The sequence below is a fragment of the Gluconacetobacter diazotrophicus PA1 5 genome (genome assembly GCF_000021325.1).
Classification (GTDB): Bacteria; Pseudomonadota; Alphaproteobacteria; order Acetobacterales; family Acetobacteraceae; genus Gluconacetobacter; species Gluconacetobacter diazotrophicus.
Genome location: NC_011365.1, coordinates 3,134,216 through 3,155,789, shown reverse-complemented (window position 1 = coordinate 3,155,789; position 21,574 = coordinate 3,134,216). Strand labels below are relative to the sequence as shown.

Below are 21,574 nucleotides of genomic sequence, written 5' to 3'. Positions count from 1 at the left end.
CCCGCTGCAGCAACCCTAGGAAGGCAAAGACGAAAGGACGGTTAACGCCGCCAGACGGGGCGATAACGCGCCGCAACCACGTTATTGCCCTCCAGCGCCTGCCGCATCCCCGCATGCAGCGCGGCCGGCACCACCACCATCACCCGGTCGAACCAGGGACGCCGCCCGGTCACCCGCGCACGAAACAGGTCGGCCAGCACGGCGGCAATCGCACCATCCGGCGCACAGCAGACACAGCCCGCGCCATGGGCGAACGGCGTGATGGCCGGCACCCCGACCACGTCCAGCCACCCCCCATTGTCCCCAGCCCCCTCGGCGGCCCCCACGCGCACCACCAGCGTCCCCCCGTCGCCCGGCATCCGGGAAAACGCCGCATCCTCCACAAGGTCCAGCGCGATCCGCCCGTCATCCCGTTGCATGAAGTCCCCCGTTCCGACACATGGCATCACCGCAACGGAAGACCATCCTTCGCCGCCGCGTCGATCGCCTGCTCGGCTTACTGATTGCGGCCCGAAACACCAGATAGTCCACTCCAGACCATCTCGCCGGCCAATCAGTCACATCGGACTGGACACGTGACGGTGGCATGGGAATAACAGCTACCCTCCCGCTTTTGCACCAGCCATCAGGACCACGATGACCGCACGTCCCCATCTTCTCGACGCCCTTCGCGACCAGGTGCTGCTGTGTGACGGCGGCATGGGGTCGCGCGTGCAGGTGCTGGACCTGGATGTCGAGCGCGACTACTGGGGGCAGGAGAACTGCACCGAGATCCTGAACCTGTCGCGCCCCGAACTGGTGCGTGAGATCCATCGCGGCTATTTCGAGGCCGGGGCGGATATGGTCGAGACCAATTCGTTCGGCGGCACGCCCATCACGCTGGGCGAATTCGGGCTGGCCGACCGGGCGCGCGAGATCAACCGCACCGCCGCCCACCTGGCGCGCGAGGCCGCCGAGAGCTTCGCCGACGGCCGCCACCGCTACGTCATCGGATCGGTCGGGCCGGGGACCAAGCTGCCGTCGCTGGGCAATATCGACTACGACACGCTGGAAGCCGGGCTGGCCGAGCAGTGCCGCGGCCTGATCGACGGCGGCGTGGACGCGCTGCTGATCGAAACCTGCCAGGACACGCTGCAGATCAAGGCCGCCGTCAACGGTGCCAAGATCGCCCGCGCCGAGTTGGGCACCGATACCCCGATCTTCGTCCAGGTGACAGTGGAAACCACCGGCACCCTGCTGGTCGGCCCCGACATCGCCGCCGCCGCCACCGCGATCCACGCGCTGGATGTGCCGCTGATGGGCCTGAACTGCGCCACCGGCCCGCAGGAAATGGCCGAGCACGTGCGCTGGCTGGCCGGCAACTGGCCGGGCCTGATCTCGATCCAGCCCAATGCCGGCCTGCCGGAACTGGTGGACGGGCAGACCCACTACCCGCTCTCGCCCGCCGACATGGCCACCTGGGTGGACCGCTTCATCACCGAGGACGGGCTGAACCTGGTCGGCGGGTGCTGCGGCACCTCCACCCCGCATATCGCGGCGCTGGACGCCATGCTGCGCCGCCGGGCCGAGGGCACCGGCCGCCACCGCCCCGCCCCGGTCCCGCGCCGCCCGGTCTGGATTCCGTCGGTGTCCAGCTTGTACACTCAGGTGCCGCTGCGCCAGGAAAACAGCTATTTCTCGATCGGCGAGCGCTGCAACGCCAACGGGTCGAAGAAATGGCGCACCCTGCAGGAAGAGGGCGACTGGGACGGCTGCGTCTCCATCGGGCGCGAACAGGTGGCCGAGGGGTCGAACGCGCTGGACCTCTGCACCGCCTTCGTCGGCCGCGACGAAATGCGCGAGATGAACGAGGTCGTGACCCGCTTCACCTCTTCGGTCAACGCGCCGCTGGTCATCGATTCCACCGAAACCCCGGTGATCGAGGCCGCGCTGAAGCTGTACGGCGGCAAGGCGATCATCAACTCGATCAATTTCGAGGACGGCGAGGGCCACGCCACCGACCGCATGCTTCTGGCGCGCAAGTTCGGCGCCGCCGTCGTGGCGCTGACCATCGACGAAGTCGGCATGGCCAAGACCGCCGAGGACAAGCTGCGCATCGCCACCCGCCTGGTCGAATTCGCCTGCGACCGGCATGGACTGCCGCAATCCGACCTGATGATCGACCCGCTGACCTTCACCATCGGCACGGGGGTCGAGGACGACCGCAAGCTGGGGCTGTGGACGCTGGAGGGCATCCGCCAGATCCGCGACCGCTTCCCCGACATCCAGATCGTGCTGGGGCTGTCGAACATCTCGTTCGGCCTGAACCCGGCGGCGCGCGCGGTGCTGAATTCGGTGTTCCTGGACCATGCGGTGCGCGCGGGCATGACGGCGGCGATCGTCCATGTCTCCAAGATCCGCCCGCTGCACCTGATCCCCGAGGAAGAGGTGAAGGTCGCCGAAGACCTGATCTTCGACCGCCGCGAGGAAGGCTACGACCCGCTGCAGCGCCTGCTGGAACTGTTCGCGGACCGCAAGGCCAGCGACGCGGTGAAGAAGACCCGGTCGGACCGCGTGGACGAACGGCTGAAGGAGCGCATCGTCGACGGCGACCGCAAGGGGCTGGAAGCCGACCTGGACGAGGCGATGCGGACCATCCCGCCGCTGGACATCATCAACACCATCCTGCTGGACGGCATGAAGGTGGTGGGCGAACTGTTCGGCGCGGGCAAGATGCAACTGCCCTTCGTCCTGCAGTCGGCCGAAACGATGAAGGCCGCCGTGGCCCACCTGGAACCGCACATGGAACGGGCCGAGGGCCAGACGCGCGGCACCATCGTGCTGGCGACGGTCAAGGGCGACGTGCACGATATCGGCAAGAACCTGGTCGACATCATCCTGACCAACAACGGCTATCGCGTCGTCAACCTGGGCATCAAGGTGCCGGTGGCCGACATGATCGCCGCCACCCGCGAACACGCGGCCGACGCGGTGGGCATGTCCGGCCTGCTGGTGAAATCGACCGTGGTGATGCGCGAGAACCTGGAGGAAATGGCCCGCCAGGGGCTGGACGTCCCGGTGCTGCTGGGCGGTGCCGCGCTGACCCGCAATTATGTCGAGGAAGACTGTACCGCCGCCTACGGCACCGACGGCCGCGTCGCCTATGCCCGCGACGCGTTCGACGGGCTGTCGCTGATGGACCAGGTGGCGCAGGGCGAATTCGACAACTACCTGGCCGCCACCCGCGCCCGCCGCGCCGGCAAGGCCACCCGCGCCCGCCCCCGCGACATGGAACAGGCCGACACTCGCGGCTTCGCCCCCGTGGACGTGGCCGCCGCCCGCGCCCGCCGGGCGCGCCTGACGCAGGACGAACCGGCGGTGGAACCGCCCTTCTGGGGCGCGCGGGTCATCGAGGCCGCGCCGGACGCCGTGCTGCCGTTCCTGAACGAGCGGTCGCTGTATCAATTCCAGTGGGGCTTCCGCAAGCAGGGCCGCTCGCTGGACGATTTCATGGGCTGGGCCCGGCAGGAACTGCGCCCGGTGCTGCGCCGCATGCTGGCCCTGGCGGCGGAGCAGGACATCCTGCGCCCCCAGGCGGCCTACGGCTACTGGAAGGCCGCCGGCCAGGGCAACGACCTGATCCTGTTCGAAGCCGACGGCACCACCGAGGCCGCGCGCTTCACCCTGCCCCGCCAGCCGCGCGAGGACGGCGAGTGCATCGCCGATTTCGTCCGCGACGTGGATGACGCCCGGCGCGACGTGATCGGCCTGCAGGTCGTGACCGTGGGGCAGAAGGCGTCGGACATGGCGCGCGAATGGTTCGAGGCCAACCGCTACAAGGACTACCTGTACCTGCACGGCCTGTCGGTCGAAATGGCCGAGGCGATGGCCGAATACACCCACAAGCGCATCCGCGCCGAACTGGGCTTCGCCGCCGAGGACGACCGCGACATGAACAAGCTGTTGCAGCAGGGCTATCGCGGCTCGCGCTATTCCTTCGGCTACCCCGCCTGCCCCCGGCTGGAGGACCAGGACCCCATTCTGAAGCTGCTGGACGCCGAACGGATCGGCGTCTCGCTGACCGACGGCTACCAGTTGCACCCCGAGCAATCGACCTCGGCGCTGGTGGTTCTCAATCCGAAAGCGAAATATTTTTCGGTCTGAGCCCACTTGCGGGGCGGCGGCGCCTGCCGCGGCGTTGACCGCGTGAACCGCGCCCCGGCATCATGGCGGAATGTCCGAATCCGCCCCCCCGCCGCCAAGCGACGACGATGCACCGTCCGTGCCGGATGCGCGGACGGTGCTGGCGGCGCTGTGGGCCGGACTCGTCGCGTCTCCCACTACCATTGCCGCCGCCGGGTCGGCCCCCCTGCCGCCCGACCCGCGGGCCGAGCAGCATGTCCGCCGCATCGCGCGGGCGTTCGGGCTGCATGCCGAACATTGCGTCATGGAACTGATCGCCGATGACCGCGCGGCGCTGATCCGCGAAAGTGCCGAAACACTGACGCGCCTGATGCAGATCTGGGCCGCGCGGAACGTATCCGCCGACGCCGTGTGGACCGAACTGGACCGCCGCACGCAGGTGGGCGAACTGCTGCTGACCCTGAACAACACGCCCACGCGGCGGGCCGGACGCGCCATCGCCCGACCGTGGAAGATCCGCACCACCAAGCTGCCCTGACGCGGCGTCCCGGCGCCCCGCGCGATCTTTCCCCTGTCGCGGCGCCTCCGGTGATGGCATAACCGGCCCGAAATCACCCCATCGCTTGACCGGCCGCAGCACAAGGAACGCCCCGACCCCATGACCCGGGTCCCCTCCCAGCTTTCCATGGACAACCGGGCGGCCGCATGACCGGCGGAACCCAGATCGGCGCGGACTGGATCGACGTGACGGCGGGCCTGGTGGTGGTCGTCTCGGCCCTGTTCGGCTATGGACGGGGCCTGGTGCGCGAATTGCTGGGGCTGGGAAGCTGGATCGGGGCGGCGGTGCTGGCGACGCGCCTGACCGGGCCGGTGCTGCAGGCCATCGCGCCGTCGATCACCAACCCGCTGGTGGCCGGTGTCGTTGCCTTCGCGTTGCCCTTCATCGGGCTGCTGGTCGTCTTCACCCTGGTCACGCAGGCCATCGGCCGCGTGGTCCGGGACTCGGCCCTGGGCGGGCTGAACAGCATGCTGGGCTTGCTGTTCGGCGGGGTGCGGGGCTATGGCGTGCTGGTCGCGGCGTACCTGGTCGCGGGCCTGGTTGCCGCGCCCGCCGAATGGCCGCTGGCGGTGCAGACGGCACGCCTGCTGCCGCTTGTGTCGCAGGGGGCCTTCTTTCTGCAGCGCGTCCTGCCCATTTCCATGAAGCCCAGCCTTGCGCAACTGATGCAGACGCGCCATGACGCCCCGATCTGACCCCTTCGCGGGGCCGCCTTGTGCCTGCCCGGGAAGCACCACCCGGGCGCCCGTCGAGGAAAAGAGGTAGCTGACCATGTCGACCCGCCCCACCGCCCCGCAGGCCGTCACCCCGGACAGCGCCGCCTGCTCCTGCCCCCTGTGCGCCACCGGCCACGCGCGGGACGACATGCCGCTGCAATGGCATGACGACGACAAGCCGCACGAGGAATGCGGCGTCATCGGCGTCTGGAACGTCAAGGACGCGTCGGCGCTGACCGCGCTGGGCCTGCACGCGCTGCAGCATCGCGGGCAGGAGGCGACGGGCATCGTGTCCTATGACAGCACGCGCTTCCACACCCACAAGGGGCTGGGCCTGGTGGGCGACGTGTTCGGTGACGCCCGGGTCATGGCCACCCTGCCGGGCCACCGGGCGGTGGGCCACAACCGCTACGCCACCACCGGGGCGACGCTGATCCGCAACGTGCAGCCCCTGTTCGCGGATTTCGAATTCGGCGGTCTGGCGGTCGCGCACAACGGCAACCTGACGAACGCCGAGACGCTGAAGCGCGCGCTGGTGCGCCGGGGCTGCATCTTCCAGTCCACGACGGACAGCGAGGTGTTCATCCACCTGCTGGCGATCTCGCTCTACGCCACGGTGCTGGACCGGCTGATCGACGCGCTGAAGCAGGTGCTGGGGGCCTATTCGCTGGTCGTGCTGTCGCGCGACGCGCTGATGGGCGTGCGCGACCCGCTGGGCGTGCGGCCGCTGATCCTGGGCCGCATCCCCGGCGAGACCGACGGCGCCGCCCCCTCCTGGGTCCTGGCCAGCGAGACCTGCGCGCTGGACATCATGGGCGCGGAATTCGTCCGCGACGTGGAACCGGGCGAAATCGTCATCATCGACAATGACGGCGTCCGTTCGGTCAAGCCGTTCGGCGAGCGGAAATCCCGCTTCTGCGTGTTCGAATACATCTATTTCGCCCGCCCGGATTCGGTGATGGACGGCAAGCCGGTCTACGAGGCGCGCAAGCGCATCGGCGTGGAACTGGCGCGCGAAAGCGCGGTCGAGGCCGACGTGATCGTCCCGGTACCCGATTCCGGCGTGCCCTCGGCCATGGGCTATTCCATGGCCAGCGGCATTCCCTTCGAACTGGGCATCATCCGCAACCATTATGTCGGCCGCACCTTCATCGAACCGACCGACCAGATCCGCCATCTGGGCGTGAAGCTGAAACATTCGACCAACCGGCCGGTGCTGGACGGCAAGCGGGTGGTCCTGGTCGATGATTCGATCGTGCGCGGCACCACGTCGCGCAAGATCGTGGACATGGTCCGCGCCGCCGGCGCGCGCGAGGTGCACATGCGCATCTCCTCGCCGCCCACGACGCATTCCTGCTTCTACGGCATCGACACGCCCGAGCGCAGCAAGCTGCTGGCGGCCCAGCACGACCTGAAGGAAATGGCCGAACTGATCGGCGTGGACAGCCTGGCCTTCATCTCCTTCGACGGGCTGTACCGCGCGCTGGGCCACGCCGACCGCGCCGCCGCCGCCGGCCGGTACTGCGACGCCTGCTTCACCGGCGACTACCCGATCCCCCTGGTGGATTACGAAGCCGCAGGCGACGACGCGCGTCCCGGCACTCCATGACTCCAGCCACAGTGACCGGGGCCCCGGTGGCACTGGTCACCGGGGCCAGCCGGGGCATCGGCCGCGCCACCGCCCTGGCCCTGGCCGCGGGCGGGGCGCACTGCATCCTGACCGCCCGCACCCCCGGCGGATTGGAGGAAACCGACGACCTGATCGAACGCCGCACCGGCCGCCGCGCGACCCTGCTGCCGCTGGACCTGCGCGACGGGGACGCGATCGACACGCTGGGCCCGTCGATCGCCGCCCGCTTCGGCCGGCTGGACGTGCTGGTCCATTGCGCCGCCATGCTGGGGGTCCTGACCCCCGTCACCCATATGCGCGACGCCGACTGGACCGCCACGCTGGCGGTCAACGCCACGGCCGCCTGGCGGATGATCCGCACCACCGCGCCCCTGCTGGAACGCGCGCCCGCCGGCCGCGCCGTGTTCCTGACCGACGGGCACGCGACGCACCCCGCCAGCTTCTGGGGCATGATGGCCGCGTCCAAGGCCGCGATGGAGGCCGTCGTCCTGACCTGGGCCGACGAAATCGCCCCCGGCAGCCCCCTGCGGGTCAATCTGTACGACCCCGGCCCGGTGGCCACCCGCCTGCGCGTGCAGGCCATGCCGGCCGCCGACCTGTCCGCCCTGCCCCGCCCGGACGCGGCGGGCGCGGCCATCGCCGCCCTGTGCCGGCCGGACGAGACCCGGCACGGGCAGCGTATCCGCGCATCCTGACGCGACCGCCCCGCCCTGCTATAACACCGGCATGGCCAAGAAAAATTCCCATCCCCAGGCAACCGGCACCCAGGCCACCCAGGCCCTGACCCGTGCGGGAATCGCCTTCACCGCCGTCACCTACCATTATGATCCGGACGCCGACCGGCTGGGCGTGCAGGCCGCCGAGGCCATCGGCGAACCGCCCGCCCACGTCTACAAGACCCTGATGGCGGAGATCGACGGCCGCGCGGTCTGCGTGGTCGTCCCGTCGGACCACGAGGTCAGCATGAAGAAGCTGGCCGCCGCCTTCGGCGGCAAGAGCGCGAAGATGATGAAGCCCGCCGACGCCGAACGCGTCACCGGCTACCGCGTCGGCGGCATCAGTCCCTTCGGCCAGAAGAAGCGCGTCCCCACCGCCTTCGCCCGCCAGGCGGCGGACCTGCCCTACCTCTACACCAACGGCGGCCAGCGCGGCCTCCAGGTCCGCCTGGCCCCCGACGACGCGCTGCGCGCCTGCGATGCCACCCTGGCGGACCTGACGGCCGCATAAAGCATCGGCGGCCCCACGCCTTTGCGTCTCCCCCGGACCATCCGGTGGCGCGATGTCATGATTCCGAAAAGAAAATGGTACAAAACGGACACAAACCGCCGTTTCTGCTCTTTTTAAGTTTTATGACCATTCGGATTTGTCGGCTGACTTATTCAAACCCGCATAGACATTAATTAATTTTTGTATATTTTGGAAAATCAGCACCACGCTTCCGGCTGCTCCCCTTCCACCAGGCCTGCATCCATGAAAATTACGACAAAGAAACGATATCACGTCACTCTGGAAAATTCCGATCGTATTTCCAAATATACAAATAACAATTCAAGAGCCGCCGTGACAAATCAGGGATATTATTCACTATTAAAAAAAATACCGCCCTGCCATGGCCGGGATCTTTCGCCTGGTCCTGATCGCATCGCCATTCACGGCCGTGACCTCCGTATCGTTCGCCCAGACCTTGCCGACGGACTACCTGCTGGCCCTGACCGACGGGAGCGGGGCGAATACGACTGCGTACAGCACGACAGGTACTCTTCAGACCTATACAGTCAGCTTTACCGCGCAGACGACCGGCACGAATTATATCCTTTTCGCCTTCCGCAATGATCCGGATTACTGGACTTTCGGGGATGTCAGCCTGGCCGTCCAGGGCAGAACGACCAATCTCCTCACCGATCCGTATTTTCTCTCCGGCGGGACGGTCAGCGGCAGCACGAACGGAATCGAGGCGCCCGCCAGTTGGGGCGTCGTCTATCAGACCGGAACCCCGCCAAACACTGCCGGCACCTGGCAAGCCCCTTCCAGTTCGGCCGGGGCGTCCACACCCTCGCTGGCAGCCGGAACGGCGGGCACCTGGTTTGACGGCGCGGTAGGCAGCTTCGACGGCATCTACCAGGGGATCAACCTGGTCGCCGGCGATACCTACACGATCTCATTCACGACGTCTTCGGGTGTTGCATCGACAGCAACCGATGGCGGCGTCCAACTCGGTGTCTATACCGGCCCGTGTACCTCCCTGACTTCAGGCGCAAATTGCACGCCCGCGGGCGGTTCCGGATTTACGGCGGCCGCGACGCCGGAGCAGACCATCAACGCCGGTTCGTCCGCAACGCCCATTACCACCCTCCAGAACGCATCCGGCCTGGCCTCCAGCCCCGCGACCATCCTGCCGATCCTGGATGGCGGGACGCTGACGCTCGATGGCACGAACATCACGCCCTATAGCTTCTCCATTACCGGCAACAACGGCACGATCGACCTCGCCGGTCAGAGCGCCACGATCTCCAATCCCATATCCGACCAGTCCAGTGGCGTTCCGGGCGGCCTGACCATCGCGAACAGCGGCACCGGCGGCACGCTCATCCTGACCGGCGCCAACACCTATACCGGCGCCACCACCATCGACGCCGGCGCCGCACTCGACCTCCAGGGCGGTTCCGTCGCCGGCGCCCTCGCCAATGCCGGCAGCCTGACCCTCGACGGCGGCAGCGTCGGCGGCACCCTCACCGACAGCGGCGCCCTCGCCGTCACCGCCAGCGGCGGCACCGCCGCCTCGCTGGCCGGCACCGGGACCGGCACCCTCGCCGGCACCCTGACCCTGAGCAACGCCGCCGACAGCTTCGCCGGCACCCTCGGCGGCACCGGCGGCCTGACCATCGCCGGCGGCAGCGAGACCCTGACCGGCGCCAACACCTACACCGGCGCCACCACCATCGACGCCGGCGCCGGACTGAACCTTTCCGGCTCGGTCGCCGGCGCCCTCGCCAATGCCGGCACCCTGACCCTCGACGGCGGCACGGTCGGCGGCACCCTCACCGACGACGGCGCCCTCGCCGTCACCGCCAGCGGCGGCACCGCCGCCTCGCTGGCCGGCACCGGGACCGGCACCCTCGCCGGCACCCTGACCCTGAGCAACGCCGCCGACAGCTTCGCCGGCACCCTCGGCGGCACCGGCGGCCTGACCATCGCCGGCGGCAGCGAGACCCTGACCGGCGCCAACACCTATACCGGCGCCACCACCATCGACGCCGGCGCCGCACTCGACCTCCAGGGCGGTTCCGTCGCCGGTGCCCTCGCCAATGCCGGCACCCTGACCCTCGACGGCGGCACGGTCGGCGGCACCCTCACCGACAGCGGCGCCCTCGCCGTCACCGCCAGCGGCGGCACCGCCGCCTCGCTGGCCGGCACCGGCACCGGCACCCTCGCCGGCACCCTGACCCTGAGCAACGCCGCCGACAGCTTCGCCGGCACCCTCGGCGGCTCCGGCGGCCTGACCATCGCCGGCGGCAGCGAGACCCTGACCGGCGCCAACACCTACACCGGCGCCACCACCATCGACGCCGGCGCCGGACTGAACCTTTCCGGCTCGGTCGCCGGTGCCCTCGCCAATGCCGGCAGCCTGACCCTCGACGGCGGCACGGTCGGCGGCACCCTCACCGACAGCGGCGCCCTCGCCGTCACCGCCAGCGGCGGCACCGCCGCCTCGCTGGCCGGCACCGGGACCGGCACCCTCGCCGGCACCCTGACCCTGAGCAACGCCGCCGACAGCTTCGCCGGCACCCTCGGCGGCTCCGGCGGCCTGACCATCGCCGGTGGCAGCGAGACCCTGACCGGCGCCAACACCTATACCGGCGCCACCACCATCGACGCCGGCGCCGCACTCGACCTCCAGGGCGGTTCCGTCGCCGGCGCCCTCGCCAATGCCGGCAGCCTGACCCTCGACGGCGGCAGCGTCGGCGGCACCCTCACCGACAGCGGCGCCCTCGCCGTCACCGCCAGCGGCGGCACCGCCGCCTCGCTGGCCGGCACCGGGACCGGCACCCTCGCCGGCACCCTGACCCTGAGCAACGCCGCCGACAGCTTCGCCGGCACCCTCGGCGGCACCGGCGGCCTGACCATCGCCGGCGGCAGCGAGACCCTGACCGGCGCCAACACCTACACCGGCGCCACCACCATCGACGCCGGCGCCGGACTGAACCTTTCCGGCTCGGTCGCCGGTGCCCTCGCCAATGCCGGCAGCCTGACCCTCGACGGCGGCACGGTCGGCGGCACCCTCACCGACAGCGGCGCCCTCGCCGTCACCGCCAGCGGCGGCACCGCCGCCTCGCTGGCCGGCGCCGGGACCGGCACCCTCGCCGGCACCCTGACCCTGAGCAACGCCGCCGACAGCTTCGCCGGCACCCTCGGCGGCACCGGCGGCCTGACCATCGCCGGCGGCAGCGAGACCCTGACCGGCGCCAACACCTATACCGGCGCCACCACCATCGACGCCGGCGCCGCACTCGACCTCCAGGGCGGTTCCGTCGCCGGCGCCCTCGCCAATGCCGGCACCCTGACCCTCGACGGCGGCACGGTCGGCGGCACCCTCACCGACAGCGGCGCCCTCGCCGTCACCGCCAGCGGCGGCACCGCCGCCTCGCTGGCCGGCACCGGGACCGGCACCCTCGCCGGCACCCTGATCCTGAGCAATGCCGCCGACAGCTTCGCCGGCACCCTCGGCGGCTCCGGCGGCCTGACCATCGCCGGCGGCAGCGAGACCCTGACCGGCGCCAACACCTACACCGGCGCCACCACCATCGACGCCGGCGCCGGACTGAACCTTTCCGGCTCGGTCGCCGGTGCCCTCGCCAATGCCGGCAGCCTGACCCTCGACGGCGGCACGGTCGGCGGCACCCTCACCGACGACGGCGCCCTCGCCGTCACCGCCAGCGGCGGCACCGCCGCCTCGCTGGCCGGCGCCGGGACCGGCACCCTCGCCGGCACCCTGACCCTGAGCAATGCCGCCGACAGCTTCGCCGGCACCCTCGGCGGCTCCGGCGGCCTGACCATCGCCGGCGGCAGCGAGACCCTGACCGGCGCCAACACCTATACTGGAGGCACCACGATCCGCGCGGGTGCGCTGACCGGCACGACGACCAGCTTCGGCAGCGGTGCCATCGTGGATAACGGCATCTTCAACCTGGCGCAGAACAGCGACGGCGTACTGACCAATACCGTCAGCGGCTCGGGCATCCTGACGAAATCGGGTGCGGGCAACGTGACGCTGGCCGGGGTCAACAGCTATGCCGGCGGCACGCTGCTGCGGTCGGGCACGCTGACGCTGACCAACGCGTCGGCCCTGGGCACCGGCGCGCTGAACATGGCCGAGAACACGACGCTGGTCCTGGCTGGCAGCAACCTGGCCCTGGGCAACGCCATCGTCCTGAACGGCGACCCCACGGTCCAGGTCGACAGCGGCACCGACAGCCTGACCGGCACGCTTGTCGACGGTTCGACCGCCGGCATCCTGGTCAAGACGGGCGTGGGCACCCTGGTCCTGAACGGCAACAGCACCTACAGCGGCGGCACCGAAATATCGGGCGGCACGCTGCAGGTCGATGGCAGCCTGGCCAGTTCCGTGGTGGCCGATAGCGGCACCACCCTGTCGGGCAATGGTTCGGTGGGCACGACGACGATCAGGAGCGGCGCCACCCTGTCGCCGGCCGGCAGTGGAGCGGTCGGCACGCTGACCGTCAACGGCAACCTGACGATGGCAGCGGGATCGAACTACATCGTCAGCGTGAATACCGCCGGCGACCATGATTCCGTGCGGGTATCGGGTCACGTATCGCTGGGCAGCGGTGCCATCACCGTCCTGGCGGCCGATGGAACGTGGAACATTACCCACCCTAACACCATCATGACCGCGACCGGCGGGGTGTCCGGCACGTTCGGCACCGTGGTGTCGAACTTCGCCTTCCTGACGTCGAACATCACCGCCGGAGCGGACGGCATCGTCGTCAATCTGCAGCGCAACGAATTGAATTTCGCGGATGTCAGCACTACGCGTAACCAGACGGCCGTCGGCGTCGCACTGCAGAACGTGACCTCGGGACAATTGTATAACGAACTGGTGCAGACCGATGCCGCCACAGCCCGCCATGCCCTGGGCGCGCTGTCGGGCGAATTGCATGCCTCGGCGCGCACCGCGCTGATCCAGGACAGCTTCTATGTGCGCGACGCGGCGGTCGAGCGGCTGCGCGGCACGGAATGCGCGCCCGGCGCGGACAGCGGCATGAAGACCGCCGCGTCCGACGGCACACGCACCGACGGCACCTGCCGGCCCGACCACGCATCGCTGTGGATGCAGGGTTACGGCACCTTCGGGCACAACACGGCCAACGGCAACGCCTCGGCCATGAGCCATTCGGCAGGCGGCTTCGTGATGGGGGCGGATGCGCCGGTAGTGGGCTGGCATGTCGGCGGGCTGGTCGGCTACGGCCATAGCGCATTCGACAGCGGCGCCGCGGCATCGTACGGCCATGGCAACACGATCAGCCTGGGCGGCTATGCCGGCACCCACTGGGGGCGCCTCGCCCTGCGAACGGGCGTTTCCTATAGCTGGAACATGCTGTCCATGACGCGCAACGTCGCCTTCACCGGATATTCGGACCGGCTGAACAGCGGCTATGACGGCGGCACCGCCCAGGCATTCGGCGACCTGGGCTACCGCATGGACCTGGGGCCGCTGATGGTCGAGCCCTTTGCTGACGTGGCCTATGTCAACCTGCACACCGACCGCTTTACCGAACATGGCGGCGCGGCAGCACTGACCGGCCGTGCCATGGACACCGGCACGACCTATGCGACCTTCGGGGCACGACTGGCCGGCCGCCTGAAGGTCGGCGGCGTCACGCTGATACCGAACGCGACCCTGGGCTATCGCCACGCCTTCGGCCTGACGACCCCGACCACGCGCGAATCCTTCGTGCAGAACGGCGGCGCATTCGACGTGGCCGGCGTACCGCTGTCCACCGACGCCGCATTGCTCAAGGCCGGATTGCAGGCCAGGCTGACCGACCGGCTGGATGTCGGTCTCACCTATATCGGCCAGTATGGCGACCAATCCACGGACAGCGGCGTCACCGGCACCCTCAGCCTGAAGTTCTGATCCGGTCCCCGCCGGCTTTTACCGCCATGGCCGAAGCCGGCCATGGCGTCACGCCTGAAAGACAGAAATGAAAATCTCCACGATCAAACTCATGACCATCGGCGCGGGGTGCACGGCAGCGGCATTCGCCCTGGTCGAGGTATATGGCGGCAATCCGACTTTTCCGGCACCCGCCCATGCCACGCCCCATACCGCCGCAACGGCCCCAGCCGCACCGGCGGACACGACCTCCTCCCTGGCGCAGCTTTCCCAGTCGTCCGGACCGTGGGCCTATCGCTGCCTGTATGGCCGACCGCCAGCCGGCGGGCCGGTCCTGTGTTCGGCGGAGCAGCGCCTGACGACGCAGGACCCGCAGAAGAAAGCGGTACCGGTAGGAGTCGTGGCCTTCAGCCGCGAGCGGACTGCCACGGGCTTCCCCACGTCCTATCGCGTCGCTGTGCAGATGCCGCTCATGGTCTCGCTGGTCCGGCCCCCCACCATCGCCGTCGACGACGGCACCCCCGTGCCCCTGACCTGGCAGGTCTGCTCCACCAGGGGATGCATCGCCAGTGTGCCGGCCATTCCCGACGCCTGGTTGGTCGACGCCCGGCACGGCAAGATCGGCCATATACAGATCGGCACCATTCAGGGCGCATCGATCACGATCAATTTCGCCCTCGCCGACCTCGATACGGCCCTGAATACCCTCGACAATTGGGCGCATCGACAAAGTCCGTCATGATCGACGTCCCGCGCCCCTTGCGCGCGGGGCACCCGACGTTCGAATATGTCAAAACATTGCCGAACATCGGAGGAAGGGAAAGTCATGCCAACACGATACGGGACAGGATCTTTCGGCTGGGCCGCCCTGGCGTCGCTCACACTGCTGGCATCCTGCCAGAGCCCGACCGCGATCGCGCAGAAGGAGGACCACCTCGCGGCGGCGGGCTTCGCGTTCAAGCCGGCCGATACCCCGGCCCGGCAGAAGATGCTGAACCGGCTGCCGGCCCATCACTTCGTGCGGCGGGTCCAGGGCGGACAGGTGTTCTACGTCTATTCCGACCCGACCGTATGCGACTGCCTCTATGTCGGCGACCAGGCGGCCTATGCCCAGTACCAGCAATACCGGCAGGCCAAGGCCCTGGCGGACGAACAGCAGGAAACGGCCATGGACTACCAGGACGCCCAGTGGAACTGGGGCACCTGGGGGCCCGGTATGGGCGGCGGCTGGTATGGCTGGAATCCCGCCTGGGGGAACTGGGACCCGGGCATGGGGCCGATTGGATGGTAAGAGGCTGTTTCAAAAGCCTTTAAGCCGATCTAATCCAGTTCGTCATGGCCGACGGTCCCCACGGCCGTCACCCCCGGAATATCGGACAGGCTGGAAATCAGGTGGGAAATCGGCCGTTTTCCCTTGACCTGCATGGACAGCGTCACCCCGGCCGGAGCGCGCGGCGACAGGTCCGTACCCTCGTCGTCGGCCTGGTCCCGGATCGCCTCCGGCACCTCTTCATACTGTCCGTTATGCCCGATCCGGACATGGTCGATCGCAAAGCGCAGGCGCGAGCAATCCACCAGGATCGCCCGCAGGATGCCCTTTCCGTCGTCATAGGACACCCGAAGGGTCGCCACGGTCCGCCGCTCGCGCGGCAGGTAGCGAAGCAGTAGGGGAATGCCGAGCATGATGACGAAATGCCCGATCGTCGCCGCCACGGCCAGGGCCAGCAGGCCCGCCCCGCATGCCATCCCCACGGCGGCGGTCACCCACAGCGACGCCGCCGTCGTCAGCCCCCGGACGACATCGCGCCGCATGAAGATGACGCCGCCGCCGATGAACCCGATGCCCGAGACGATCTGGGCCGCGACCCGCGACGGATCGAGGACCACCCTCTCGTTCGCCAGCACGTCGGTAAACCCGTATTTGGACACCAGCATGAACAGGGCCGCCGCCACGCCGACCAGGCTGTAGGTCCGCAGCCCGGCACTCTTCTGGCGTATCTCCCGCTCCAGCCCGACCAGGCCGGACAGGACGAAAGCCAGCGTCAGTTCCCCGAACTGATACCACCCCTGTCCCGGCAGGTCAGATATCGCCATTGGAACCCTCCCTTCCCCAGGACCGCGGGGCTTTGAAACAGCCTCTGCCGTGCCGGCGGGCGGCACACAACGCAACATATCGGGAACGATGCCGTTGCCGACGTCATCCCGCTTTCTGATCTTTAACTTTACAGAAGAAATACCGGCAAATTACAGTCCTCACTCCAAGCGAGGAGTACAGACCGGTGCGCGACAGGTTCGGATGGGTCAAAGGCTGGGGTCTCTTTACCGGCTTCATTCTCCTCAGCCGCGTCGCCCTCGCGACGCCCTATGTGGTGCCGTCGGGCTCCATGCAGCCCACCCTGCTGATCGGCGATCGCCTGATGGCCCAGCCCCTCGCCTACGGCTTCAGCACCGCCAACCTGCCGTTCGGCGACCATCTGCCGCAGGGCGCCCGGCTGTTCGGCCGTATGCCGGCACGTGGCGACGTCATCGTCTTTCGCAGCCCGGCCGAACCGGGCACCACCTTCGTCAAGCGCGTGATCGGGCTGCCGGGTGACAGGATCGGCCTTTCCGGCGGGCGGGTCCGGCTGAACGGCGCCGAACTGCCGTGGACGGACGAGGGACCGGCGCGGGAAGAACTGTCCGACGGCAGCACCGCCCCGGCGGAGCGTTTTTCCGAAACGCTGCCCGGCGGCGTCCGGCACCTTCTGCTGAAGACGCCGGACGGCACGCCGCTGGACGACATGGCGGATATCACGATCCCCGCCGGGCATCTGTTCGTGATGGGCGACAATCGCGACAATTCGGCCGACAGCCGCGTGCCGCAGGCACAAGGCGGCGTGGGCCTGCTGCCGCTCTGGAACCTTCAGGGCAAGGTGGAGGTCATCACCGCCTCGCGCGACAGCGCGGCGCCGGTCGGTAGCGTCGGCCAGTATCTGGCTTCGGTCCGTCCGGACCGGTTCCTGAAATGGGTGCGCTGATCACGCGCCCGATGCCGGCAGCAGGTGCGACACCCATTCCGCCACCGTGTCGCCGCTGCTCATGGACGGCTGCACCAGTCCGTCAATCATGAAGGTCGGCGAGACGTGGATGCCGTTCTGCCGGGCATATTTGCAGTGCCACTTGATTTCCCGGTCCAGGTCGGGAATGGCGAAGGCCTCGGCCAGCGCGACGCCGCTACAGGCTTCGATCCGCGCGATGATCTGGTTGGGCGTGGCGTCCATGTTCGGGCCGGCGCAATGATGCGCGAATTCGAATTCCTCGCGATGAGCCACCACCGCCGCCATCACGGCCCGGGCGGTCTCCCGCCCCCCCGGCAGGGTGGACGCCGCCAGGATGCAGCGCACGATCACCCCGGAATACATGTGCCAGGGTTGCGATTGCAGGCGGAGCCTGACGGTAATCCGATCCATGCCCGCCTGCGCCAGCAGGTCGTCCAGCTTGCCGAAGGCGCGGACGGAAAACGGGCAGGTCGGCTCCAGGAACATCTCGAACACTCTCGGGCCATGGCCCCAGGTCAGAGGGTCGGCATGCCATGTCTTCGTCGTCATTCCCTTCGCTCCCGCTTCCCGTGGTCCCGGTTCCGTCCCGGGTTCGCGGTCCAATCTCCATCCTGACGCCGGAACAGGCAAGCCGCGCCCGGGCAGGCAAAACCGGATAATTTTCTTGTATTGACGCGGCAATGCGGGGACAGCCATGCTGAAACGTGATACGTGGTGCGCCTTTTCCTTTCGACTCAGCGGTCAGTTGCCCCCTCAATGCGGTTCCTCTCTGTCCGGCGCATCGACCGGTCCTTTCGTCGCGGACTGACGGCCTGCGCGCTCAGCACCCTTCTGCCGCATTGCATCCCCGCCGCACACGCGCAGGTGCTCGATAACGATATCGGCTCGGCCCCCAGCATCCGCGTCAGCACGCCGCTGCCCGCGGCGGCGTCGCTGACGACATCCGTTCCGCCCTTTTCCCAGCCCGAGGCGCTGTTTCCCAACCCGTTCGGGCTGACGAGATACCTGCGCGATCGCGGCATCAATTTCCTGTTCGACAACACCAACGAATTCGCGGGCGCGCTGACGCAGCCGACCCCCGGATTCCGGAATTATCGCCAGGGCGCCAGCAATGCCGGTCAGTACGCCAACGAACTGGACATCAACTGGGAGAAGCTGGCGGGCCTGGCCGGCTTTGCCACCCATGTCATCACGGTGGGGCGGTACGGCACCACCGCCAACCGCATGTTCGGCGACTGGCTGGACCACGCGTCGGAAGATTACGGCGGCGGCGGCAACGTCGCGGTGCATCTGGTGCTGGCCTATGGCGAGGAAACCCTGTTCGGCGGCCGCCTGGCCATCGCGGCGGGGCGTATTCCCCTGGCGTCGGATTTCGCGGCCAGCCCGCTGTTCTGCAATTTCATGAACGGCAGCATGTGCGGCCGCCCCAAGGGCATTACGGATTCGAACTACATGCCAGGCTATCCGGCCTCGACCTGGGGGTTCCGCGTCCGGGGCCGACCCACCCGCGCCACCTATATCCAGACCGGTGTCTATCCGATGGAAAACGGCGTCTATGCCGTGGCCCAGCACCGCACCGGGTTCAAGTTCAACGGGTCCAACATCCTGGGCTACACCATCCCCGTCGAAACGGGATGGGAACCCGTGTTCGGGCACGGCACGCTGCCCGGACATTACAAGGTCGGGGCGGCGGCGCTGGACGAACCGATGCCCGACAACCTGTTCGACAACGACGGGCGGCCCTACGCGCTGAGCGGCCGCGCGCCGCGCATGCACAGCGCGGGATGGGAAAGCTGGGCGATGTTCGACCAGCGGCTCTATCACCCGAAAGGTGGCGGCAAGGATGCCGGAATCACGATGCTGACCGGCATCACCTATAACGATCCGCATACGTCACTGCGGAACTACGTGGGCTATGTCGCCTTCCTGGACCGGGGTTTCTGGCCCTCGCGCCCCTTCGACACGATCGGCGCCGCGTTTACCTATACCAAAATCGACCGTGGGGTGTCGCTGACCGACGGGTACCTGATGAACGTGGGAAAGTCCCTGCCGAACCACGCGACCGGCATCCAGGGCCATGCCGAGGTGCTGGAAGTGAACTACGCCATCCATGTCTGCCGTGGCGTGGTGTTCCAGCCGGTGTTCGAATATTATTTCAACCCCAACGCCCAGTCCAACCTGCGCAACGCCACGCTGCTGGGCTTCAAGAGCCATATCGAAATCCTGTGACCGGGCGCGCCGGTTCGTCGTCGGCGCGCCTCCGCAGAGACAGGCTTTACCCCTGCTGGTTCGGGTCGGTCATCTGCACGGGCGCGGTGGGGAACTTGCCCGATTTCGCGATCACTTCCGGGTCCTCGTTCGCCGCGGGCAGGTAGACATGCGGCAGCACGGCGTTCAGCCGGCTGGCAACCTGCTCGCTGATATCGACCTGCGGCCCATGCAGGACCGTGCCGCTGGACTGCACCACGATCGTCAGTCCGCGCGACTTCGCCACCGTGGCCAGAACCTGGTCCACCTCGCGCTGGACCTGGTTCAGCGCGATCTGGGTGTCTTCCTGCAGGATACGGTTGCGGTTGCCGAATTTCTGCCGGTCGGCCGCCAGGCGCTGCTGCAGCGCGCGCTGCTGGGCCTCGGCCTGGTCGCGGGGGGCATTCAGCATGCGCTGGCGCAGGGCCTGGATCTGTTCCTCCTCGGCTCGGACATCGTGGATCAGCGCCTCGCGCCGGGTTCCCATTTCCTGCTCGACCTGCTGGACGGCGACGGACTGGCGCATGATCTCGTTGGTATCGAACACGCCGATCACCGGCTGCGGCGGGCGGGCGCCCGCGGGCAGCGGGCCGAAATCGGGCACCGGGGGGGCCGGCAGCACGGGCGGGGGCCCACCGCCGGCCACACCGTCCTGGCTGGCCGCGGCCGGGGCGGGGGCGGCCGGCGCAGCGGCGGGCGCCAGGCCCGCGCCCATCGCGGCCGCGACGCACAGGCCGGCCAGAATCCGCCGGCCAAGCGGGGTCATCCCGGTCCGATGGCCAGGAACACGGGGAAAATCGATCATGGTCGCGGTCCGTGACAGTTGCATGGGGCGCGGCAGGGCGCGAAGCAGAAAGGACATGTCTTGTTGCCTAGCGGATCGCCAGGGACCTGAACAGTCCTCGACCGCCGGAAAGCGGGGCGCGCGATGCCGAACGGGACACAAAACCATGCGCCACCGGGCCGCGTTCCGGCACCACCCATCACCACGCGAAAGACAGCCCCGATGACAACGCACTCCAGCCCTACCCGGACGCCACGGGCCGCCCTGCTGCGGACCGTCCTGCTGCCGGCCGCCCTGGCCATCCCCTGGGTCGCGCCCCTGGCTGCCCGGGCGGCCCCGCCGCCGGCCGCGCCCTCCCGGGCCGCACAGCCGCATTCCGCCTATCCCGACGGCACCGGCGATTCGCTCATCGACCGCCTGAACGCGGCGCAGACGGCCCCGAACTATCGCGGGCCGATCTATTATCCCGGCCAGGCGATTCCCCCGGCCCAGCCCACGGACGTCCAGGCGCTGCCGCCCACCGTGCCGCAGGTGGTGCCCCCGCCACCGGTGGGCGAACGCGCGCCCCTGCCGCCGATGGGGCCGCCCGTTCCCCCCTGCGCGGCGACATCATCGTGCTGAAGGCCCGAATGCCGGAACGCGGGTCATAATTTGGTTACAATTCAATCCTACACAGGCAGGTGTGACGCCGGTGCGTGATGCCAATGTTCCCGGCGTCACGCCCGCTGTTCCCTACAGCCGCCACACCAGCGGCGTATGCGACAGGAAGATCACCCCCAGCCCCGATACGAACAGCATCTTCAGCACCAGGGGGCTGCCCACCGACACCAGCGCGTTCAGGGTCAGGATCTGCATGCAGGGATCGACCGGCCCGCGCCGCCGGCCATGCGCGTCGAAATCGACCGTCGTGGCGGCGCGGACCCGCCATTCCTGCCGCTGCCGCGCCTGCTCGGCCATGGAAATCCGCGCCTCCGCATACAGCGTGGCCACATAGCGATCCAGGTCCTCGACCCGGTACATCGCATTCCTGCCATGGCGTGCCGCCGGACGCGGGCCCGCATTCAGCAGGCCCAGGATCCGCAGCCGCCGCGCGGGAATGCCCAGGTAAAGCGCAGCATCCTCCAGCGGCAACATGCGCCGCAGGGGGAAGTGATGGACGGTCGCCGCACCGTCATCGGCGCCATCCACAGGGGAATGGCCGGTCATGATGGAACGATGTTGCCCCGCCCCGCCGACTGTCAATCAGAACCTGCGCCGCACGGCCGTTTCCCGATAACGGTTGTGCGACCGGCCGGATTTCGCGCCTTCGGGCCTGCTCCGCGAATGCGGGCAGGACAGGCGGG

At 68.6% G+C, this 21,574-nt stretch carries 17 protein-coding genes; 12 read left to right on the top strand and 5 right to left on the bottom strand.

Annotated features, from left to right (window positions below; translation table 11 throughout):
• Positions 1-41: 41 nt before the first annotated feature.
• Positions 42-419: a hypothetical protein gene (locus GDIA_RS14455; protein ID WP_012554638.1), complete on the bottom strand. Its 378-nt coding sequence runs from the start codon at positions 417-419 to the stop codon at positions 42-44.
• A gap of 217 nt (positions 420-636) precedes the next feature.
• On the opposite strand from GDIA_RS14455, the gene metH reads away from it, so the two are divergent.
• The 9 genes from metH to GDIA_RS14410 all read left to right on the top strand — a co-directional run bounded on the left by metH (position 637) and on the right by GDIA_RS14410 (position 15,453).
• Positions 637-4,143 (top strand): methionine synthase, encoded by a 3,507-nt coding sequence (metH, locus tag GDIA_RS14450; protein WP_012228136.1) that lies wholly within the window; start codon positions 637-639, stop codon positions 4,141-4,143.
• A 70-nt stretch (positions 4,144-4,213) separates the two neighbouring features.
• Positions 4,214-4,660: a phosphoribosyl-ATP pyrophosphatase gene (locus GDIA_RS14445; protein WP_012228137.1), complete on the top strand. Its 447-nt coding sequence runs from the start codon at positions 4,214-4,216 to the stop codon at positions 4,658-4,660.
• A gap of 167 nt (positions 4,661-4,827) precedes the next feature.
• The gene (locus GDIA_RS14440; protein ID WP_012228138.1) at positions 4,828-5,376 is read left to right on the top strand and encodes a CvpA family protein; all 549 of its coding nucleotides are present in this window, start codon (positions 4,828-4,830) and stop codon (positions 5,374-5,376) included.
• Between the two features lie 169 nt (positions 5,377-5,545).
• On the top strand, positions 5,546-7,006 hold the full coding sequence (gene purF, locus GDIA_RS14435; protein ID WP_173363425.1) for an amidophosphoribosyltransferase: 1,461 nt from the start codon (positions 5,546-5,548) through the stop codon (positions 7,004-7,006).
• Positions 7,003-7,722, top strand: coding sequence for an SDR family NAD(P)-dependent oxidoreductase (locus GDIA_RS14430; protein ID WP_012228140.1), 720 nt, complete (start codon positions 7,003-7,005; stop codon positions 7,720-7,722). Before purF ends, GDIA_RS14430 begins: the two co-directional genes overlap by 4 nt.
• 31 nt (positions 7,723-7,753) lie before the next feature.
• Positions 7,754-8,254: a Cys-tRNA(Pro) deacylase gene (gene ybaK, locus GDIA_RS14425; RefSeq protein ID WP_012228141.1), complete on the top strand. Its 501-nt coding sequence runs from the start codon at positions 7,754-7,756 to the stop codon at positions 8,252-8,254.
• 382 nt (positions 8,255-8,636) lie between these two features.
• The gene (locus tag GDIA_RS14420; protein ID WP_012554637.1) at positions 8,637-14,183 is read left to right on the top strand and encodes an autotransporter domain-containing protein; all 5,547 of its coding nucleotides are present in this window, start codon (positions 8,637-8,639) and stop codon (positions 14,181-14,183) included.
• 91 nt (positions 14,184-14,274) lie between these two features.
• On the top strand, positions 14,275-14,904 hold the full coding sequence (locus GDIA_RS14415) for an invasion associated locus B family protein (protein WP_244410119.1): 630 nt from the start codon (positions 14,275-14,277) through the stop codon (positions 14,902-14,904).
• A gap of 84 nt (positions 14,905-14,988) precedes the next feature.
• Positions 14,989-15,453, top strand: coding sequence for a hypothetical protein (locus GDIA_RS14410; protein ID WP_012554635.1), 465 nt, complete (start codon positions 14,989-14,991; stop codon positions 15,451-15,453).
• A gap of 29 nt (positions 15,454-15,482) precedes the next feature.
• Here GDIA_RS14410 and GDIA_RS14405 read toward each other — a convergent pair whose 3' ends face one another.
• Complete coding sequence (locus GDIA_RS14405) at positions 15,483-16,256, bottom strand: MgtC/SapB family protein (protein ID WP_012554634.1); 774 nt, start codon at positions 16,254-16,256, stop codon at positions 15,483-15,485.
• 185 nt (positions 16,257-16,441) lie between these two features.
• Between GDIA_RS14405 and lepB the strand changes: the two genes are divergently transcribed.
• Complete coding sequence (gene lepB, locus GDIA_RS14400; RefSeq protein ID WP_012228146.1) at positions 16,442-17,179, top strand: signal peptidase I; 738 nt, start codon at positions 16,442-16,444, stop codon at positions 17,177-17,179.
• Here the strand turns inward: lepB and GDIA_RS14395 are convergent, their stop codons facing one another.
• Entirely contained in the window at positions 17,180-17,749 is a 570-nt protein-coding gene (locus GDIA_RS14395; RefSeq protein ID WP_012228147.1) for a DsbA family protein, read from the bottom strand. It abuts the gene before it with no gap.
• A 207-nt stretch (positions 17,750-17,956) separates the two neighbouring features.
• On the opposite strand from GDIA_RS14395, the gene GDIA_RS14390 reads away from it, so the two are divergent.
• A complete protein-coding gene (locus tag GDIA_RS14390; RefSeq protein ID WP_012554633.1) occupies positions 17,957-19,429 on the top strand; it encodes a carbohydrate porin in 1,473 nt (490 codons plus the stop codon).
• 46 nt (positions 19,430-19,475) lie between these two features.
• On the opposite strand, the gene GDIA_RS14385 is transcribed toward GDIA_RS14390, so the two are convergent.
• Positions 19,476-20,309, bottom strand: a complete 834-nt coding sequence (locus GDIA_RS14385; protein WP_231854146.1) for an OmpH/Skp family outer membrane protein — start codon at positions 20,307-20,309, stop codon at positions 19,476-19,478.
• 144 nt (positions 20,310-20,453) lie between these two features.
• On the opposite strand from GDIA_RS14385, the gene GDIA_RS14380 reads away from it, so the two are divergent.
• Positions 20,454-20,852: a hypothetical protein gene (locus tag GDIA_RS14380; protein WP_012554631.1), complete on the top strand. Its 399-nt coding sequence runs from the start codon at positions 20,454-20,456 to the stop codon at positions 20,850-20,852.
• Positions 20,853-20,963: 111 nt separating this feature from the next.
• Here the strand turns inward: GDIA_RS14380 and GDIA_RS14375 are convergent, their stop codons facing one another.
• Positions 20,964-21,437, bottom strand: coding sequence for a helix-turn-helix domain-containing protein (locus tag GDIA_RS14375; protein ID WP_012554630.1), 474 nt, complete (start codon positions 21,435-21,437; stop codon positions 20,964-20,966).
• Positions 21,438-21,574: the final 137 nt, after the last annotated feature.